The sequence below is a fragment of the Actinocrispum sp. NPDC049592 genome (assembly GCF_040675465.1).
Classification (GTDB): Bacteria; Actinomycetota; Actinomycetes; order Mycobacteriales; family Pseudonocardiaceae; genus Kibdelosporangium.
In genome coordinates this window covers 150,554-166,193 of record NZ_JBFAPA010000002.1, presented here as the reverse complement: position 1 = coordinate 166,193, position 15,640 = coordinate 150,554, and the positions used below count along the sequence as shown (strand labels likewise).

Sequence of the window (15,640 nt, the reverse complement as noted above, 5' to 3'; positions counted from 1 at the left end):
GGCCTGCATCTCCTACGTGCTCACCGGCACAGGGCTTCGATGGTCTCCTCGAAGTCGGTGAACTCCTTGCGGGCGGCGGCGACGACCTCGGCGGCGGTCTTGCGCGCGCCGGGGGCGTGGCGTTCGGCGATGGCGGTCATCTCCTCGTTGGGTTCGAGGGGGAGGCCGTCGTTGACGTACTCGTCGACGGCTTCCATGGGGCCGAGGCCGCCGGCGAGCAGCCACAGGAAGTCGGCGAGGTTGCGGGCCACCACGCCGGTCTCGCCCTCGCTGCCGAGGAAGACCACGGGTTGCTCGGTCAGCGGTTGTCCTTCGCGGACAAGCCAGAACGCGGCGTAGCCGCCGGTGCCGTCCTGGCCGAAGACGCGGAACGCGTCCCCGGTGACGTCGGGGTTGCCGGTCCAGGAACGCAACCAGTCGGTGGTGTCCTCGGCGGAGTTGAACTCGTCGAACGGCTCGTAGTCGACGCCGCCGCCCTCCTCGTAGAACTCGAACTCGACGTCGTACACCTCGGCCAGCGCGGCCGGGAATGCTCTGTCATCCACGCGCACAGGCTAAACGTGGTACTCAGGGGCATGCTCATCACCTCCCGGTCCGCGGCCGAGTACACCGCGATGTTCGACCTGCCGGACCTGAGTGGGGTGCCGGTGCTGGACTGCTGTGCGGGGGCGTCGAGCTTCGCGGCCGAGAGCGCCGGGGAGGTGGTCGCGTGCGATCCGGGCTACCGCAACGGGTACGCGAGCCTCGCAGACGAGGTCGAGGCCGGGTTGCGCGGGGTCGAGGGGATCATCGACGACCACCGGGACGACTTCGTCTGGAGCTGGTACGGCGACCGGGACCGCCGGATCGAGCTGCGCCGGACCGCCGCGCGGCTGTTCCTCGATGACGTCCGGGACAACGCGAACCGTTATGTCGCGGGCGCATTGCCGTGTCTGCCCTTCGCGAACAAGAGTTTCGACGTGGCGCTGTGCTCGCACCTGTTGTTCACGTGGTCGGACGTGTTCGACGAGGACTGGCACCGGCGGGCTTTGGCCGAGCTGGTCCGGGTGGCCCGGCGCGAGGTGCGAGTGTTCCCGCTGGTAGTCCAGGGAACGGGGGCGCCGGTGCCGTTCCTGCCGCGGCTGCTGGACGAGCTCGGTCCGGCCGCCGAGGTGGTCAAGGTGCCGTTCTGCTTCCAGCGCGGTGCCGACGAGATGCTGCGCATTTCCATTGCACCCATTGGGTGATACGGCCCAAGTCCGGGCGGCGCAGCGGCTACAACGTAGAGATGAGCAACTCTCGCAAGATCGACCGTGGCGAAGGCGGCTGCCCCGTGCACCGCGACGCCGACGGGATCTGGCAGATACACGAGTTCAACGCCGCCAAAACCGTTCTGCGCAGCACCGACACCGTCCAGGCCGGACTCGGCGTCGAGTTCATGGACAGGATGCCGGCGAGTATCCGCAGGCCAGTGCTCTACCGGGACGGCCCGGAACACCGCGAGCACCGTCGGCAGACCGCCAAGTACTTCACCCCGCGGCACGTGGACTCGCACTACCGGGAGCTGATGGAGCGGTATGCCGACCGGGAGATCGCCGCGCTGCGCCGGGACGGCAGCGGCGACCTGGCCGAGATCAGCTTCCGGTTCGCGGTGGACGTGGCCAAGGCGATCGTCGGCCTGACCGAGAGCCGGCCCGGCACGGACAAGCGGCTCGCCCGGTTCTTCGTCGGCCGTGACGTGGCGCCCGGGTTCTCCTCGCCGACCGCGGTGTACAACCTGTGGCTGCAGGGCTGGTGGTGGACCTCGTTCTATGTCAACGACGTCCGGCCCGCGATCAAGGTCCGCCGGCACGCCCGCCAGGACGACCTGATCTCGCACCTGATCGACGAGGACTGCACGAACGTCGAGATCCTCGCCGAGTGCCTGACCTTCGCGTCCGCGGGCATGGTGACCACGCGCGAGTTCATCAGCGCCGCCGCCTGGCACCTGTTCGGCGACGTCGAGCTGCGCAAACGGTTCCACGAGGGCGACCAGGCCCAGCGGTACGCCCTGCTGCACGAGATCCTGCGCCTGGAGCCGCCGCTGGACCGGTTGAAGCGGCGCACCACGAAAACCCTTGAGCTGCCGGACGGTTCGACGATCCCCGATGGCGAGTTCGTGCACATCAAGACCTCCGCGGTGAACACCGACGAGACCGCGGTCGGCCCGGAGCCGTTGGAGGTCCAGCCCGACCGCGCGATCAGTCCCGGGCTGTCGTTCGGCGAGGGACCGCACAAGTGCCCGGGGATGTACGTGGCCATCCAGGAGACGGACATCTTCCTGACCAAGCTGTTCGCCATCGACACCCTCGACCTGGCCGCCCCGCCGAAGGTCACGCACAACGCGGTGTTCGAGAGCTACGAGATCCGCGACATGGCGGTCACCGTTCGCTGATGTACGCCCGCGCGCGGGCAGTGCGCACGGCGTTCGACAGCGTCTCGATGTCGTAGGCGCCCCGGTGCCGCCGTCCGTTGATGAAGAACGTCGGCGTGCCCGACACCCCGCTGAGGTCCGCTGAGTCGACGTCGTCCGAGATCCGGGCGGCGCCGACCCGGCGGCGCACGTGCTCGGCGAACTTCTCCACGTCCAGCTCCAGCTCCTGGCCGTAGCGCAGCAGATCATCCATGGTCAGCTCGTCCTGGTGGGTCAGCAGCAGGTCGTGCATGGGCCAGAACGCGCCCTGCTTGGCCGCCGCCTCGGCCGCCTCCGCGGCGAGCTGGGCGTTCGGGTGCACGTCGGTCAACGGCAGGTGCCGCCACACGTACCGGACATCCCCGAAGTCCGCCAGCAGTTCGCGCACAACGGGTTCGGCCAGACCGCAGTAGGGGCACTCGAAGTCGCCGTACTCGACCACCGTGACCGGGGCGTCCTCCGGGCCGCGAATGTGGTCGCGCTCGCTGACCGGTTCGCTCAGGTCGACAATGGACTCACTCGTGCCCAGCAGCAGCCGCAGCCTGAGTCGCTTGGGCAGCAACGAGGTCACCCGGAACACCAGCCAGCTCAGCAAGGCCGCGCAGACCGCCGCGGACAGCACGCCGAGCTTGGCCTCCTCCAGCCGGTCGCCGGTGAACGCCAGGGTCGCGATCAGCAGCGACACGGTGAACCCGATGCCGGCGATCGCGCCGCCGCCGGCCACGCCCGCCCAGCCGATCGGCGGCCGCAACCGGCCCCGGCTGAGCTTGGTGGCCAGCCAGGACAACCCGAGCACGCCGATGGGTTTGCCCAGGACGTAGCCGAGGAAGATGCCCCACGTGACCGGCGAGGTGAGCGCCCGCGCCAGGAAGTCGCCGTTGATCCGCAGGCCCGCGTTGGCCAGCGCGAACAGCGGCACGATCAGGTAGCTCGTCCAGGGGTGGAACAGCTGCTGCATGCGTTCGTTCGGGGAGATCGCCCTGGCCACGCCGACCTGCGCGGTCCGGGCCAGCTCCGGCGTCGGCTGCTCGCGGAAGAGCCGGAACAGGTCGGTCGCCCGTTCGAGGTCGCCGCGGGCGGCCGGGTAGGCGTACGTGACCAGGCCCATCGCCAGGCCGATCACCACCGGCTCGACCCCGGCGTGCATCAGCGCACCCCAGGACACGAGGCCGAGCAGCAGGTAGAGCCCGCCGCCGCGGATCCGGGCGAACCGGATCACCAGGGCCACCCCGAACGCGGCCACCGCCACCAGCAGGGCCGGCACCGAGATGTGCGTGCTGTAGGCGATCGCGATGACCGCCAGCGCGACGATGTCGTCGACGACCGTGACGGTCAGGAAGAACGTGCGCAGCCGGGCCGCCGAGCGGGCGGCCACCAGCGTGATCATGCCGAGCGCGAACGCGGTGTCGGTGGACATCGCGGCGCCCCAGCCGTTCACGGTCGGCGTGCCGGCGTTGATCGCCAGGTAGATCAGCACCGGGATGACCATCCCGCCGACCCCGGCCAGCAGCGGCAGCATGATCCGGCGGCGGTCGCGCAGCTCGCCCATGTCGAACTCGCGCCGCGCCTCCAGGCCGACCACGAAGAAGAACAGGGTCATCAGGCCGTTGTTCACCCACAGCCGCAGGTCCTGGCCGATCGACCAGTCACCGGCCCGGATGGACAGCTGCGTGCCCCAGAAGCCCTCGTAGGACTCCGGCGCCACGTTCACCCAGACGAGTGCGATGACAGTGGCGGCGAACATCACCACCGCGCTGCCGGTCTCGGCGCGCACGAACGCCCGCAGCGGCGTGGGGATGTTGCGTGCCCATGCCGTGCGACGGGACCATCGCCCGCCGTTGCCCTCCGTCTCGCTCATGTCAGGGATTCTGTCCGAAACATTCAAGACCGGCGTGCCATCGTGAACAGGTGGACATCAACGCAGCAGCTTCCTTCCTGACCGGCCACGGCCGGCTGCTTGACCGACGACGGTTCCAACTGCTGACGGGGCACGGAGATTCCGCGGCGGTACTGGCCGCTGTGGACGGTTACCGCAATCCGGACGGCGGCTACGGCTGGGGCATGGAACCCGACCTGCGGGCTGCCGAGAGCCAGCCCGGCGGGGCCTTGCACGCGATGGAGGTGTTCGCCGAGCTCGGCACACCCACGCCACAGGCCGCCGAGCTGTGCTCGTGGCTCGCGACGATCTCGCTGCCCGACGGTGGTGTGCCGTTCGCCCTGCCGGTGGCCGACCCGACCGCGTGCGCGCCGTTCTGGCTCGAGGCCGCGCCGGAGTCGTCCTTGCACAGCACGGCCTTCGTGACCGCGATGGCCTTGCGAGTGGCGAAGTTCGACACCGCGGTGGCCTCGCATCCCTGGCTGACCTCAGCCGTCGCCTACTGCGAACGTGAGATCGCCTCGCTGACCTCGGCGCCGCATCCGATCGCCCTCTCGTACGCCGTGCAGGTCGCGGATTGCCTGGACTCACGGGAGCTTTTGGACAAACTCGGCTCGTACCTGCCGGACGACGGGGTCCTGCACGTCACGGGCGGCGCGCCGGACGAGTACCTGCGGCCGTTGGACTTCGCGCCGTTCCCCGGCCCGGCGCGGTCGCTGTTCTCCCCCGCGGTGATCAAGGCGGATCTGGCCCGGGTCGACGGTGAGCAGCAGGCCGACGGCGGCTGGCCGGTCCCGTTCGGCAGCTTCTCCCCCATGGCCACGCTGGAGTGGCGCGGCTACGCGACCGTCAAGGCCGTCGCGGTCATAGCCAGCGGTTCTTCCTGAACACGCGGTAGAGCAGCACGCAGACCACCAGGACGATGACGATGATCGTGGGATAGCCGTAGCGCCAGTCCTTGAGCGGCAGGTTGTCGAAGTTCATCCCGTAGATGCCGAACACCATGGTCGGCACGGTGATGATGGCGACCCACGAGGAGATCCGCCGGACGTCGGTGTTCTGCTGCAGGCTGATCTTGGCCAGGGCGGCGTCGACCAGGCTGGTGAGCACCTCGTCGAAGGTCGCCACCCGCTCGGAGACCTGGATCAGGTGGTCGGCGACGTCCTGGAAGTAGGGCCGGACCTCGGCGAACAGCTCGGTCTCCGACAGCCGGCGCAGTGGCGTCAGCAGTGGCGTGACCGCGTGCCGCAGCTCGAGGACCTCGCGTTTCATCATGTAGATCTGCTCGGCACCGATCTCGCTGCGCGGCTCGAAGATGACCGACTCGACCTGCTCGATGTCCTGGCCGAACGCCTCGGTGACCGCCAGGTAGCTGTCCACCACCCGGTCGGCGATGCCGTGCAGCACGGCTGACGGGCCGCGGCTGAGCCGCTCCGGGTTGGCCTCCAGCTCCCGGCGCAGCGACCTCAGCCCGGAGTGGTCGCCGTGCCGGACCGTGACGATGAAGTCCTTGCCGACGAACGCCATGATCTCGCCGGTCTCCACGATCTCGTTGGCCGTGGTCGGCGACTCGTGCTCCAGGTAGTGCACGGTCTTGAGCACCATGAACAGGTTGTGGTCGTAGCGCTCCAGCTTGGGCCGCTGATGCGCGCACACCGCGTCCTCGACCGCCAGCGGGTGCAGGCCGTAGGTCTCGGCGACCTTCTGCATGTGCTCGAGATCGGGTTCGTACAGGCCGATCCAGGCGAACCCGTCACCCCGCCGCCGCACCTCGGCGATGGCCTCCGCGTGCGACCACCGTCCGGGCAGCCGCTTGCCGCCCACGTACACCGCGCAGTCCACGACGTACACCGACATCGGCACCGGAATGGTCACGCTCTGAGAATAGGCAGGATTCCCAGGTCACGGCAGGTCCATCCGGTAACGGGTCACGGCCGGATGGTTTCGGCGGTGTTGATCAGCTGGTCGGCGAGGGTGTGGAAGGGGTGGCCCTCGGGGGTGGCCCGGCGGATCTGCTTGGCCAGGGCGGTGGCGGTCTTGCGGTCCTGTTTGGTGCCGGTGGCCTGGTAGCGGGCGAGGTGGACGGCGCTGAGCTCGAGGGTGCGCTCGATGTGGTCGGGGTGGTCCCGGGAGGTGGCTTGCACGGCGTCCTGCCCGAGGGAGACGGCCGCGTCGAGGTCGGCGAGGTTGTGGTCGCGGTAGAAGCGGGCGTGGTGGGCCTGTTGCAGGGCGGAGATCCGGGTGCCGAGCCCCGGGTCGTCGCCGGGGGTGGTGGACACGGCGGTGGCCAGCAGCGCGAGGCCTTCGTCGAGGTCGGTGGGGACCGTGGTGCCGTAGATGTGCCGGGCGATCAGGGTGCGGCCGAGGTTGGACTGGTGCATGGGGTGGTTCTCGTGGGCCGGCGGGCTGGTCGCGAGGGCCTTGCGGAACGCCTCGGCGGACTCGTCCAGGTCCTCCGGCGTGCCGGTCAGCCCGAACCGCACCTGGTACAGGCCGCCGACCACGCTCGGCGCCTCGGGGTAGTTCGGGTCAGGCTGCGGGGTCGAGAGCATCAGCTCGATGGCGGCGGCCAGCGTCGCGTCGAGGTCGTCCAGGCAGCCGGTGCACCCGAACCGCAACCGCAGCGCGTCCACCAGATCCATCCGGGAGCGCCACGTCCCGGAGGCGCGGATCTGGTGCCTCGCCGAGAAGATCACGCGGTTGATCTCGTCCAGCGGTGATCCCATGAACGTGAACACGGCGACCTTGTGCGGATACAGCGCCACCGGCCGGTTCGCGGCCTCGTCCAGCTGCCGCAGCTGCGAGGGGATGTCCGGGAACTCGCCCCGCACCCGGTCCAGCATCGACTCGGCCAGCTCCCGTTCGGGCTCGTGCTCGTTCACCAGTGACCGGGCGTAGTGCAGCATCCCCGCCGCGTGCCACATGTCCGGAGTGCTCTCGGTGTTCGACTCCCACAGCCCTTCGATGTCGCGTACGCACGCCGGGTCCAGCAGATCATCGGGATCGGAGTACTTGGCGAACCGGCCCACCCGGCCCCGCACGGCGGCGAGCATCTCCTCGTAGGTCACCCCGCCCATTGAACCCCGCCGAGGTGACGAACAGGATACCTGTCCACAGTGGACCTCGACACTTGACAGACCGGCGGGCACACGGGATGTTGGGATCTCCGCCGCCTCGATCCGCCGCACGGACGAGGAGGAGTCCATGACCAGTGTGTTCAGCCGCCGCGCGGTGCTGCTCGCCGCCGCGGCGACCCCGATGTACCGAGCGTCCGCCGATGTCACGGCGAACGCGTTCACGCTGCGCTGGCACCCCGACCCCGCGAAGGACGGGCTGAAGGCGTTCGTGGGTGTGGAGGACGACCGGTCGAACTCGCATCCGGGGGTCAAGCACATCTTCGCCGAGGCCACGCAGTACCGGTTCGTCATGCACAAGTCCGACCGGGACGGTTCCGACCGCCAGCGCCAGGAGGTCCGCGGCATGGCGGTGAACGGCACCCGCACGGACATGAAGAAGAACGAGACCTGGCGCTACAACTACCAGATGTACATTCCGGCCTCGCTGAAGGGAACGACCAGCTTCACGCACATCTTCCAGGTCAAGCACAACGGCGTCGCCTCGCCCGCGGTGACGATGTCGCTGTTCCGCAGCGGTGGCTCCGAGACCGTGGAGACGCGTCTTTTCGGTGCGGGCCAGGCGAAACTGGGCTCGACCAACCTGGCGCCGCTGCGCGACAAGTGGATCGACGTGGAGATCGAGGTCAAGGTGGCCGACGGCTCAGCCGGCCGGGTCCGCTACGCCCTGAAGGACAACGGGAGCACGGTCGTCAACGCCAGCCGCTCGGGGATCGACACCTGGATGGGCGGCAGCGAGGCGCATCCGAAGTGGGGAATCTACCGTTCGATCAACGACTCCGGCCAGCTTCAGGACACTTATCTGTTGCTGCGCAACATGCAGGCCTACCGCGACGAATGACCCAGAGCCGCGTGGTCGGCGCTGTGCCGACCACGCGGCGCGTTGCTAGGCGGGATTGTCGGCGCGGGAACCGATTGGCGTGGCCGCCGCGGTCACAGTGTGGGTGCCAGCAAGGGTTTGCCAGCTGGTGGTGTAGGCCGGGCGGACGGTTTGGTCCACCCGCGGGTCTGGCTTGGCCGACGTTGGTGTTGAGGTGTGGTGGAAGTCGGCCTGGACGCGGTCGGGGGTCACGTCGATCAGGGTGAAGCCGTGGCCGAGGCCGTCCAGGTACTTGATCCAGGGGTTGACCTTGGTCAGGGTCGAGGTGATTCCGCGAGTCGCGGCGACGACCTGTTCGACCGGCGTTCCCGCGGGCAGCGAACCCCGCACAAGCTCGTAGAACCCGTCAGAAGTCACCGAAGGACACACGAACTCGACACCGGCGGACTTGTAGCCGGCGCCGAGGGAGGCCGGGATGTCCATCGCCCACGAGGAGTGGATGTCGCCGGTCAGCACGACCACGTTGGCCTGTTGCGCGGCGAAGTGCGAGATCAGCGCCGCCTGGTCGGCCTGGTAGCCGTCCCACTGGTCGGAGTTGATCATCGTGAGGTTCGCCGGGGCACCGAGAACCGCACCGGGGAAGCGAACCGGGGTCAGCACGACCTGGTTGCCGATGAGGTGCCACGGTTTGCGCCGGGAGACCCCGTCACGAAGCCAGCGCATCTGTTCCGGCTCCAGCAGATGCCGTGCGGGATCGGCCAGCTTGGCGTCCACCTCGGGCACGCCAAGGGGAATGAACCCGCCGCCGGTCTTGGTGTACGGCGCGAGATCCACCTGGGCGCTGCGGTTCTGCCGGGTTTCCACAATGGACAGATCGCCGAGCGGGCCGAAGGTGAACCGCCGGAAGAACCGGATCCCGCGGTGCGGCACATCCCACTGGGTCGGCAGCCGGAACGGCATCCACTCCAGGTACGCGCGATAGGCGTCCCGGCGCCGCTGCGCGAAGCTGCCCTCGCCGGCCGAGTGGTTCTCCGCGCCGGTGTCCCAGGCGTTGTTGGCCACCTCGTGGTCGTCGAAGATGGTGATCCACGGGTGCTGCCGGTGCGCCAGCGCCAGGTCGGGATCGGCCTTGTGCAACGCGTGCCGCAACCGGTATCCGGCCAGGTCAACGGTCTCGGTCGCAGGCTTGCCGTCCCGCTTGCCGATCAGCTCCGGCGGCCCGTACCGGTCGGCGCCGTTGCCGTACTCGTACACGTAGTCGCCGACGTGCAGCACGAAGTCGAGGTCGGTGCGCTCCCCCAGCGCCCGGTAGGCGGAGAAGTACCCGCCCGTGTAGTTGCTGCACGACACCAGCGCGAACCGCAACGCGTGCAGGCGGCCGTCGTCCGGCGCGGTCTGCGTGCGGCCGACCGGGCTCGTCTCACCCGACGCGCGGAACCGGTAGTAGTACCGCGTGTACGGCCGCAACCCGCACACGTCGACCTTCACCGTGTGGTCGGTCGCGGAGGTCGCCAGGGCGGTCCCCGCCTGCACGACGTGGCGGAACGAGGGGTCGCGCGCGACCTCCCACCGGACCGGGACCGGTCGCCCGATGCCACTCCCCGGCACCGCATCGGGAGACGGGGTCGCCCGGGTCCAGATCACCACGGCGTCCCCGGTCGGGTCGCCGCTGGCCACGCCGTACCCGAAGATCCCCCGGGAGGCCGGGGCGGCGGCCGCCTCGGCGTCGAACACGCGTAAGGACACGGCGGCCGCGGCCGCCCCCTTCAACACCAACCTTCTGCTGGGCGTCATGCGGACACCTTTGTTCAGGTGATCACCGCCGACAACCGCCGATCGGTGAACTCCCGGATTATTCCCGCTGTCCCACCTGCTGACACGGCACCCCGGAAAGCCGGTCCCCGGCGCAGGATGGCCGGAGAGCCTGCTGGAGGGACCACGACATGTCACGACTGCACCTCGCGGTGGCGCTGGACGGCACCGGGTGGCACCCGGCCTCCTGGCGCGAACCCGACGCCCGGCCGGACCAGCTGTTCACCGCCGGGTACTGGACCGGCCTCGTGCGCACGGCCGAGTCGGGCAAGCTCGACTTCGTCACCATCGCGGACGCCCTGCACCTGGACCGGGAGCCCGGCCGGCTGGACGCGGTGCTGATCGCGTCCCGGGTCGCGCCGCTGACCAGGAACATCGGGCTCGTGCCCGTCGCGGTGGTCACGCACACCGAGCCGTTCCACCTGTCCAAGGCGATCGCGACCCTCGACTACGTCAGCAAGGGCCGCGCGGGCATCGCCGTGCAGGTGTCCACCAGCGTGGAGGAGAACCGGCATTTCGGACGGCGTGAGTTCCCGATCGCCGAGGCCGACCTGGTCGCCGAGGCCGCGGACTACGTCGAGGTGCTGCGCCGGCTGTGGGACTCCTGGGAGGACGACGCCGAGATCCGGGACGTGGCCACCGGCCGGTTCGTCGACCGGGACAAGCTGCACTACATCGACTTCACCGGGAAGTGGTTCTCGGTCAAGGGCCCGTCGATCACGCCTCGACCGCCACAAGGCCAGCCGATCGTCGCCGCCGAAGAGCCCGTGGGCGAGGACGTCCGGTTCACCGACGCGCCCGGCGACCTCAACTTCCGTGACGTGGTGGTCTTCCTGGACACCACCGAGACCGAGGCCAGGGCCCGCAAAGCACGCCTCGATGCGCGGGCGTCCGCGCCGGAAGGGTTCGTCGGCACACCGGAGGCGTTGGCGGACCAGCTGATCGCGTGGCAGAACGAGGGCCACACCGGGTTCCGGTTGTGGCCGGGCGTGCTTCCCCACGACCTCAACGCGATCGTGGACGGTCTCGTCCCCATCTTGCAGGAGCGCGGGGTGTTCCGCACCGAGTACGAGGCGCCGGCCCTGCGCGGGCTGCTCGGCCTCGACCGGCCCAAGAACCGTTACGCCGCTTAGAAAGGACGCGCGATGCCCAAGCAGATCCACCTCGCCGCGCACTTCCCCGGCGTGAACAACACGACGGTGTGGAGCGACCCCAAGGCGGGCAGCCACATCGAGTTCGACTCGTTCGTGCACCTGGCGCAGACCGCGGAACGGGCCAAGTTCGACTTCTTCTTCCTCGCCGAGGGCCTGCGGCTGCGTGAGCAGAACGGCGTGATCTACGACCTGGACGTGGTCGGGCGGCCGGACACGTTCACCGTCCTGGCGGCGCTGGCGGCCGTGACCGACCACATTGGACTCACCGGCACGATCAACTCGACCTTCAACGAGCCCTACGAGGTGGCCCGCCAGTTCGCGTCACTGGACCACCTGTCCGAGGGGCGCGCGGGCTGGAACGTTGTCACGTCGTGGGATGCGTTCACCGGCGAGAACTTCCGGCGCGGTGGGTTCCTGCCGCAGGACCAGCGGTATGCGCGCGCCGAGACGTTCCTGCGCACCGCGTGGGAGCTGTTCGATTCGTGGCGGGGCAACGAGATCGTCGCCGACAAGCAGGCCGGCGAGTACGTCAGCTCACCGCGGGCGGGCGCGTTCCGGCACCAGGACGTCCACTTCGACATCGAGGGCCGGTTCAACGTCCCGCGCAGCCCGCAGGGCCGCCCGGTGATCCTGCAGGCCGGGGATTCCAATGAGGGCAGGGAGTTCGCCGCGGCCACCGCCGATGCGATCTTCTCGCACTACGGCACTCTCCAGGAGGGCCAAGCGTTCTACACCGACGTGAAACAGCGCCTCGCCAAGTACGGCCGGACCCCCGACCAGCTGAAGATCCTGCCCGCGGCCACGTTCGTGCTCGGCGACACCGACGCGGACGCCCGCGAACGCGCCCATGAGGTGCGCCGCCAGCAGGTCAGCGGCCAGACCGCGATCAAGTTCGCCGAACAGCTGTGGAACAAGGACCTCAGCGACCTCGACCCGGACGGCCCGCTGCCCGCCTTCGACCCGGTCGTCGGCGAGACCATCGCCAAGGGCCGCGCCAGCGTGCGGATGTACCGCGACCCGGTGAAGACCGCCCGGGAATGGCGGGAGATCGCCGCGGCCAAGAACCTCTCGCTGCGTGAGGTGATCATCGAGGTCACCGCCCGGCAGAACTTCATCGGCTCCGCGACCACCATCGCCACCAGCATCAACGAGCTCGTCCAGGCCGACGCCGCCGACGGGTTCATCCTCGTCCCGCACGTCACCCCCGGCGGCCTGGACGAGTTCGCCGACACCGTCGTCCCGATCCTGCAAGAGAAGGGCGTGTTCCGCACCGAGTACACCGGTCCGACCCTCCGCGACCACCTGGGTCTCAACCGCGAATGAACGCGATCACCTCTTCGTAGACCTTGTCGCGGTCGATTTCGTTGAGGATGTTGTGCAGGTCGTCGGGGTAGATGACGGCGCGGGCATCCGGCAGGAGTTCGGCTACGCGCTGGGCGCCCGCGGCGGGGGCCATGTCGTCCTTCTCGCCGTGGACGAGCAGCACCGGGACATCGATGGTGCCGAGCACTGTGGACACCCGGCCGGCCGCGAGTCCCAGTGCCTGCAGGGTTTCCAGGCGGATACCGCCCTGCCAGGTCAGCGGGTCGTCGCGGATCTGGTCGGCGTACCCGGCGTTGCGGGTCATCTCGCTGGGGTCCTTGCGGAGGTCCATCGGGTCGATGCCGGTCGCGAGCAGCGCCACGAGGCCGTTCGGCACGTCCGGCAGTTGAACGAGCGAGGACCCGGCCAGCACCAGGCCGTCGGGGCGGACACCGTTGGGCAGCAGCCGTTCGGCGGTCAACAGCGTGGTGACCATCGCGCCCAGGGAGTGTCCGATGAGGACGAAGGGCAGCGACGGGTGCGCCTCGCGGGCGAGACCGAGCACGGCTTCGGAGTCGTCGAGCAGGGAGTCGATGTCGTTGATGAGGACACGGGTTCCCCCGCTGCGGCCGTGCCCCGCGTGATCGTGTGCCCACAAGGCGATCCCGGCCTGGGTGAGGGCCTCGGCGAACGGTTCGTAGAGGCCGATGTGCTCGCCCAGGCCATGGTTGAACACCGCGAGAAACGAGGGGTCGTCCGGGATCCACGAACGGTAGTGGACGGTCCCGGTCGATCCGGCGAACTCAGGCACTGGATCCTCCCGCGGCCTTCAGGCCCTGGTCGAGGTCGGCGATCAGGTCGTCGGCACCCTCGATGCCGACGGACAACCGGACCAGCCCGGGCGTCACCCCGCTGGCCAGCTGCTGGTCCGGGTCGAGCTGGGCGTGCGTGGTCGACGCCGGGTGGATCACCAGGCTGCGCACGTCCCCGATGTTGGCGAGCTGGCTGAACAGCGAAAGCCCGTCCACGAACCGTTTCCCGGCGTCCACTCCCCCGGCCAGCTCGAACGCCAGCACGGCACCGGGTCCCCGCGGCAGATACCGTTGAGCCGCGGAGTACCAACGGTTCCCCGGCAGGCCCGCGTAGTGCACCTGAGTCACGCCGGGCTGCGAGGCGAGCCAAGTCGCGATCGTCTGGGCGTTCGCGGTGTGCCGTTCCATTCGCAACGACAACGTCTCGATCCCTTGCAACAGCAGGAAACTGTTGAACGGCGACACCGCCGGTCCCAGATCCCGGACCAGCTTGGTCCGCAGCCGCAGGGCATAACCGAGCTTGCCGAACGACGAGAACGCCAGCCCGTTGTAGTTCGGATCGGGATCCCGGAACTGCGGCCAGGAATCGAACGAGAATCGTCCACTGTCGACGATCACGCCACCGATCCCGGTGCCATGCCCGGACAGGAACTTCGTCGTCGAATGCACCACGATGTCGGCGCCATGGTCAACAGGCCGAGACAGGTACGGCGTGGGAACGGTGTTGTCCACGATCAAGGGCACCCCGGCCGAATGCGCGACCGAGGCCACCGCGGCCACATCGAGCACGTTGCCGAGCGGGTTGCCCACGCTCTCGGCGTACAAGGCCTTGGTGTTGGGCCGCAACGCCGCCTGCCACTCGGCCAAGGAGTCGGGATCCCGGACGAACGTCACCGAGATCCCCATGTCCTGCAACGTGTACGCGAACAGGTTGTACGTGCCGCCGTACAGCGTCGCCGCGGACACGATGTGGTCCCCGGCCCGCGCGATGTTCAGCAACGCCAACGCGGAAGCCGCCTGACCGCTGGCCACGGCGACCGAGGCGTACCCGTTCTCCAAGTCCGCCAACCGTTCCTCCACGACCGCGGTGGTCGGGTTGGACAGTCGCGTGTACGCGTGCGTCTGCAAGTCCTGCAACGCGAACACTTCGGCCGCATGGGAAGCGTCCCGGAACACGTACGAGGTCGTCTGGTAGATCGGCGTGGCCCGCGCGCCGGTGGCCGGATCGGGCTGGGCGCCGGCGTGGATCTGGCGCGTCTCGAACGACCAGCGCGTCATCCGGTCACGTCCGCCCACCAGCGCTCGGCCACCTTGGGATGCGACCGCAGCCAGCCCACCAGCGCGTTCTCGCCGAACTGCGCGTGCAGCGGGTTGTCCTTGTCCTGGCTGACACCCCGGGCCTGTGCGGCCAGAGAAGAGGGCAGCCGCAACGGTTCCACCACCGCGTCCAGGCGCGGCCCGAGGAAGAACGGCACGGAGAACCGTTCCACCCCAGCGGGTGGCGAGATCACCCGGTGCCGGGTCGCGGTCAGGTAGCCCTGGGTGGCGATCTCCAGCATCTCGCCGATGTTGAACACGAAGCTGCCCGGGATCGGCGTCGCGTCGATCCAGCCGCCGTCCCGTGCCTGGACCTGCAGCCCGCCGACCGAGTCCTGCTGCAGCAACGCCAGGTACCCGTAATCCTTGTGCGCCCCAACGCCTTGCGTGGCGTCCTCGGACGTGCGACCCGGGTACCGGACGATCTTGACGTGCGTCGAGGCCTCCTCGTCGAACCACGTGTCGAAGTAGCCCTCGTCCTGGCCCAACGCCGCCGCCAGCGCCCGCAGCACCTCCCGCGACACCCGCAGCGCCTCGTCCTGCCACGCCAGGGTGACCGTGCGCAGCTCGGGCAGCGACGACGGCCACTGGTTCGGCCCGATCAGCCGCTTCCAGGCCGGTGCGGACACATCCAGGGCCGCGCGCTCCGGGCCGATGTCGATCTGCTCCCGCCAGTCCGGTTTGCCCCCGGTGTACTCGTAACCGGTGCGCGTGTAGCCGCGGAACTGGGGCGAGTTGATGTTCTCGATCGCCAGCCGTTCCTCGACCGGCAACGCGAAGAACCTCCGCGCGACCTCGAAGATCCCCTCGGTCAACTCGTCCGGCACGCCGTGCCCGACGACGTAGAAGAAGCCGACCTCGTGGGCCGCGTGCCGCAGTTCGGCCAGGAAGGAGTCGCGGTCCGGGCCGCGCAACCGGGTCAGGTCCATCAGCGGCAGCGGCGCCTGCTCGTACGTGGTCACCTTCGCAGCGTAGGTGGCCT

At 69.2% G+C, this 15,640-nt stretch carries 14 protein-coding genes; 6 read left to right on the top strand and 8 right to left on the bottom strand.

Going from position 1 to position 15,640, the window contains the following annotated elements:
* Positions 1–20 precede the first annotated feature (20 nt).
* A complete protein-coding gene (locus AB0J95_RS07395; RefSeq protein ID WP_364753737.1) occupies positions 21–545 on the bottom strand; it encodes an SMI1/KNR4 family protein in 525 nt (174 codons plus the stop codon).
* Between the two features lie 30 nt (positions 546–575).
* Between AB0J95_RS07395 and AB0J95_RS07390 the strand changes: the two genes are divergently transcribed.
* Together AB0J95_RS07390 and AB0J95_RS07385 are read left to right on the top strand one after the other, a co-directional pair.
* Positions 576–1,226, top strand: coding sequence for a methyltransferase domain-containing protein (locus AB0J95_RS07390; protein WP_364753735.1), 651 nt, complete (start codon positions 576–578; stop codon positions 1,224–1,226).
* Positions 1,227–1,267: 41 nt separating this feature from the next.
* A complete protein-coding gene (locus AB0J95_RS07385; protein ID WP_364753733.1) occupies positions 1,268–2,413 on the top strand; it encodes a cytochrome P450 in 1,146 nt (381 codons plus the stop codon).
* On the opposite strand, the gene nhaA is transcribed toward AB0J95_RS07385, so the two are convergent.
* On the bottom strand, positions 2,400–4,289 hold the full coding sequence (nhaA, locus tag AB0J95_RS07380; protein WP_364753731.1) for a Na+/H+ antiporter NhaA: 1,890 nt from the start codon (positions 4,287–4,289) through the stop codon (positions 2,400–2,402). The genes AB0J95_RS07385 and nhaA overlap by 14 nt on opposite strands.
* 50 nt (positions 4,290–4,339) lie before the next feature.
* Between nhaA and AB0J95_RS07375 the strand changes: the two genes are divergently transcribed.
* Positions 4,340–5,194, top strand: coding sequence for a hypothetical protein (locus AB0J95_RS07375; protein WP_364753729.1), 855 nt, complete (start codon positions 4,340–4,342; stop codon positions 5,192–5,194).
* Here the strand turns inward: AB0J95_RS07375 and AB0J95_RS07370 are convergent.
* Entirely contained in the window at positions 5,172–6,164 is a 993-nt protein-coding gene (locus AB0J95_RS07370) for a magnesium and cobalt transport protein CorA (RefSeq protein WP_364754997.1), read from the bottom strand. The genes AB0J95_RS07375 and AB0J95_RS07370 overlap by 23 nt on opposite strands.
* Positions 6,165–6,235: 71 nt before the next feature.
* Entirely contained in the window at positions 6,236–7,375 is a 1,140-nt protein-coding gene (locus tag AB0J95_RS07365; protein ID WP_364753727.1) for a hypothetical protein, read from the bottom strand.
* A gap of 136 nt (positions 7,376–7,511) precedes the next feature.
* Here AB0J95_RS07365 and AB0J95_RS07360 point away from each other — a divergent pair, with 136 nt between their 5' ends.
* Positions 7,512–8,282, top strand: coding sequence for a heparin lyase I family protein (locus tag AB0J95_RS07360; RefSeq protein ID WP_364753724.1), 771 nt, complete (start codon positions 7,512–7,514; stop codon positions 8,280–8,282).
* Between the two features lie 45 nt (positions 8,283–8,327).
* Here the strand turns inward: AB0J95_RS07360 and AB0J95_RS07355 are convergent, their stop codons facing one another.
* Complete coding sequence (locus tag AB0J95_RS07355) at positions 8,328–10,055, bottom strand: alkaline phosphatase D family protein (RefSeq protein ID WP_364753722.1); 1,728 nt, start codon at positions 10,053–10,055, stop codon at positions 8,328–8,330.
* A gap of 149 nt (positions 10,056–10,204) precedes the next feature.
* Here AB0J95_RS07355 and AB0J95_RS07350 point away from each other — a divergent pair, with 149 nt between their 5' ends.
* Entirely contained in the window at positions 10,205–11,206 is a 1,002-nt protein-coding gene (locus AB0J95_RS07350) for an LLM class flavin-dependent oxidoreductase (protein WP_364753719.1), read from the top strand.
* A gap of 12 nt (positions 11,207–11,218) precedes the next feature.
* A complete protein-coding gene (locus AB0J95_RS07345) occupies positions 11,219–12,550 on the top strand; it encodes an NtaA/DmoA family FMN-dependent monooxygenase (protein WP_364753717.1) in 1,332 nt (443 codons plus the stop codon).
* Here AB0J95_RS07345 and AB0J95_RS07340 read toward each other — a convergent pair.
* Genes AB0J95_RS07340 through AB0J95_RS07330 form a run of 3 tightly spaced genes read right to left on the bottom strand, consistent with a single transcriptional unit; the run spans position 12,537 to position 15,620 of the window.
* Entirely contained in the window at positions 12,537–13,340 is an 804-nt protein-coding gene (locus AB0J95_RS07340; protein ID WP_364753715.1) for an alpha/beta fold hydrolase, read from the bottom strand. The genes AB0J95_RS07345 and AB0J95_RS07340 overlap by 14 nt on opposite strands.
* Positions 13,333–14,619 (bottom strand): bifunctional o-acetylhomoserine/o-acetylserine sulfhydrylase, encoded by a 1,287-nt coding sequence (locus AB0J95_RS07335; protein ID WP_364754995.1) that lies wholly within the window; start codon positions 14,617–14,619, stop codon positions 13,333–13,335. The genes AB0J95_RS07340 and AB0J95_RS07335 overlap by 8 nt, the downstream gene beginning before the upstream one ends.
* Complete coding sequence (locus AB0J95_RS07330) at positions 14,616–15,620, bottom strand: 2-oxoglutarate and iron-dependent oxygenase domain-containing protein (protein WP_364753713.1); 1,005 nt, start codon at positions 15,618–15,620, stop codon at positions 14,616–14,618. Before AB0J95_RS07330 ends, AB0J95_RS07335 begins: the two co-directional genes overlap by 4 nt.
* Positions 15,621–15,640 lie beyond the last annotated feature (20 nt).

Bases quoted from the DNA above. Each gene is read 5' to 3' on its own strand.
- AB0J95_RS07360 (WP_364753724.1), top strand. From the start codon at position 7,512: ATGACCAGTGTGTTCAGCCGCCGCGCGGTGCTGCTCGCCGCCGCGGCG.
- AB0J95_RS07370 (WP_364754997.1), bottom strand. From the start codon at position 6,164: ATGTCGGTGTACGTCGTGGACTGCGCGGTGTACGTGGGCGGCAAGCGG.
- nhaA (WP_364753731.1), bottom strand. From the start codon at position 4,289: ATGAGCGAGACGGAGGGCAACGGCGGGCGATGGTCCCGTCGCACGGCA.
- AB0J95_RS07385 (WP_364753733.1), top strand. From the start codon at position 1,268: ATGAGCAACTCTCGCAAGATCGACCGTGGCGAAGGCGGCTGCCCCGTG.
- AB0J95_RS07335 (WP_364754995.1), bottom strand. From the start codon at position 14,619: ATGACGCGCTGGTCGTTCGAGACGCGCCAGATCCACGCCGGCGCCCAG.
- AB0J95_RS07355 (WP_364753722.1), bottom strand. From the start codon at position 10,055: ATGACGCCCAGCAGAAGGTTGGTGTTGAAGGGGGCGGCCGCGGCCGCC.
- AB0J95_RS07390 (WP_364753735.1), top strand. From the start codon at position 576: ATGCTCATCACCTCCCGGTCCGCGGCCGAGTACACCGCGATGTTCGAC.
- AB0J95_RS07350 (WP_364753719.1), top strand. From the start codon at position 10,205: ATGTCACGACTGCACCTCGCGGTGGCGCTGGACGGCACCGGGTGGCAC.
- AB0J95_RS07345 (WP_364753717.1), top strand. From the start codon at position 11,219: ATGCCCAAGCAGATCCACCTCGCCGCGCACTTCCCCGGCGTGAACAAC.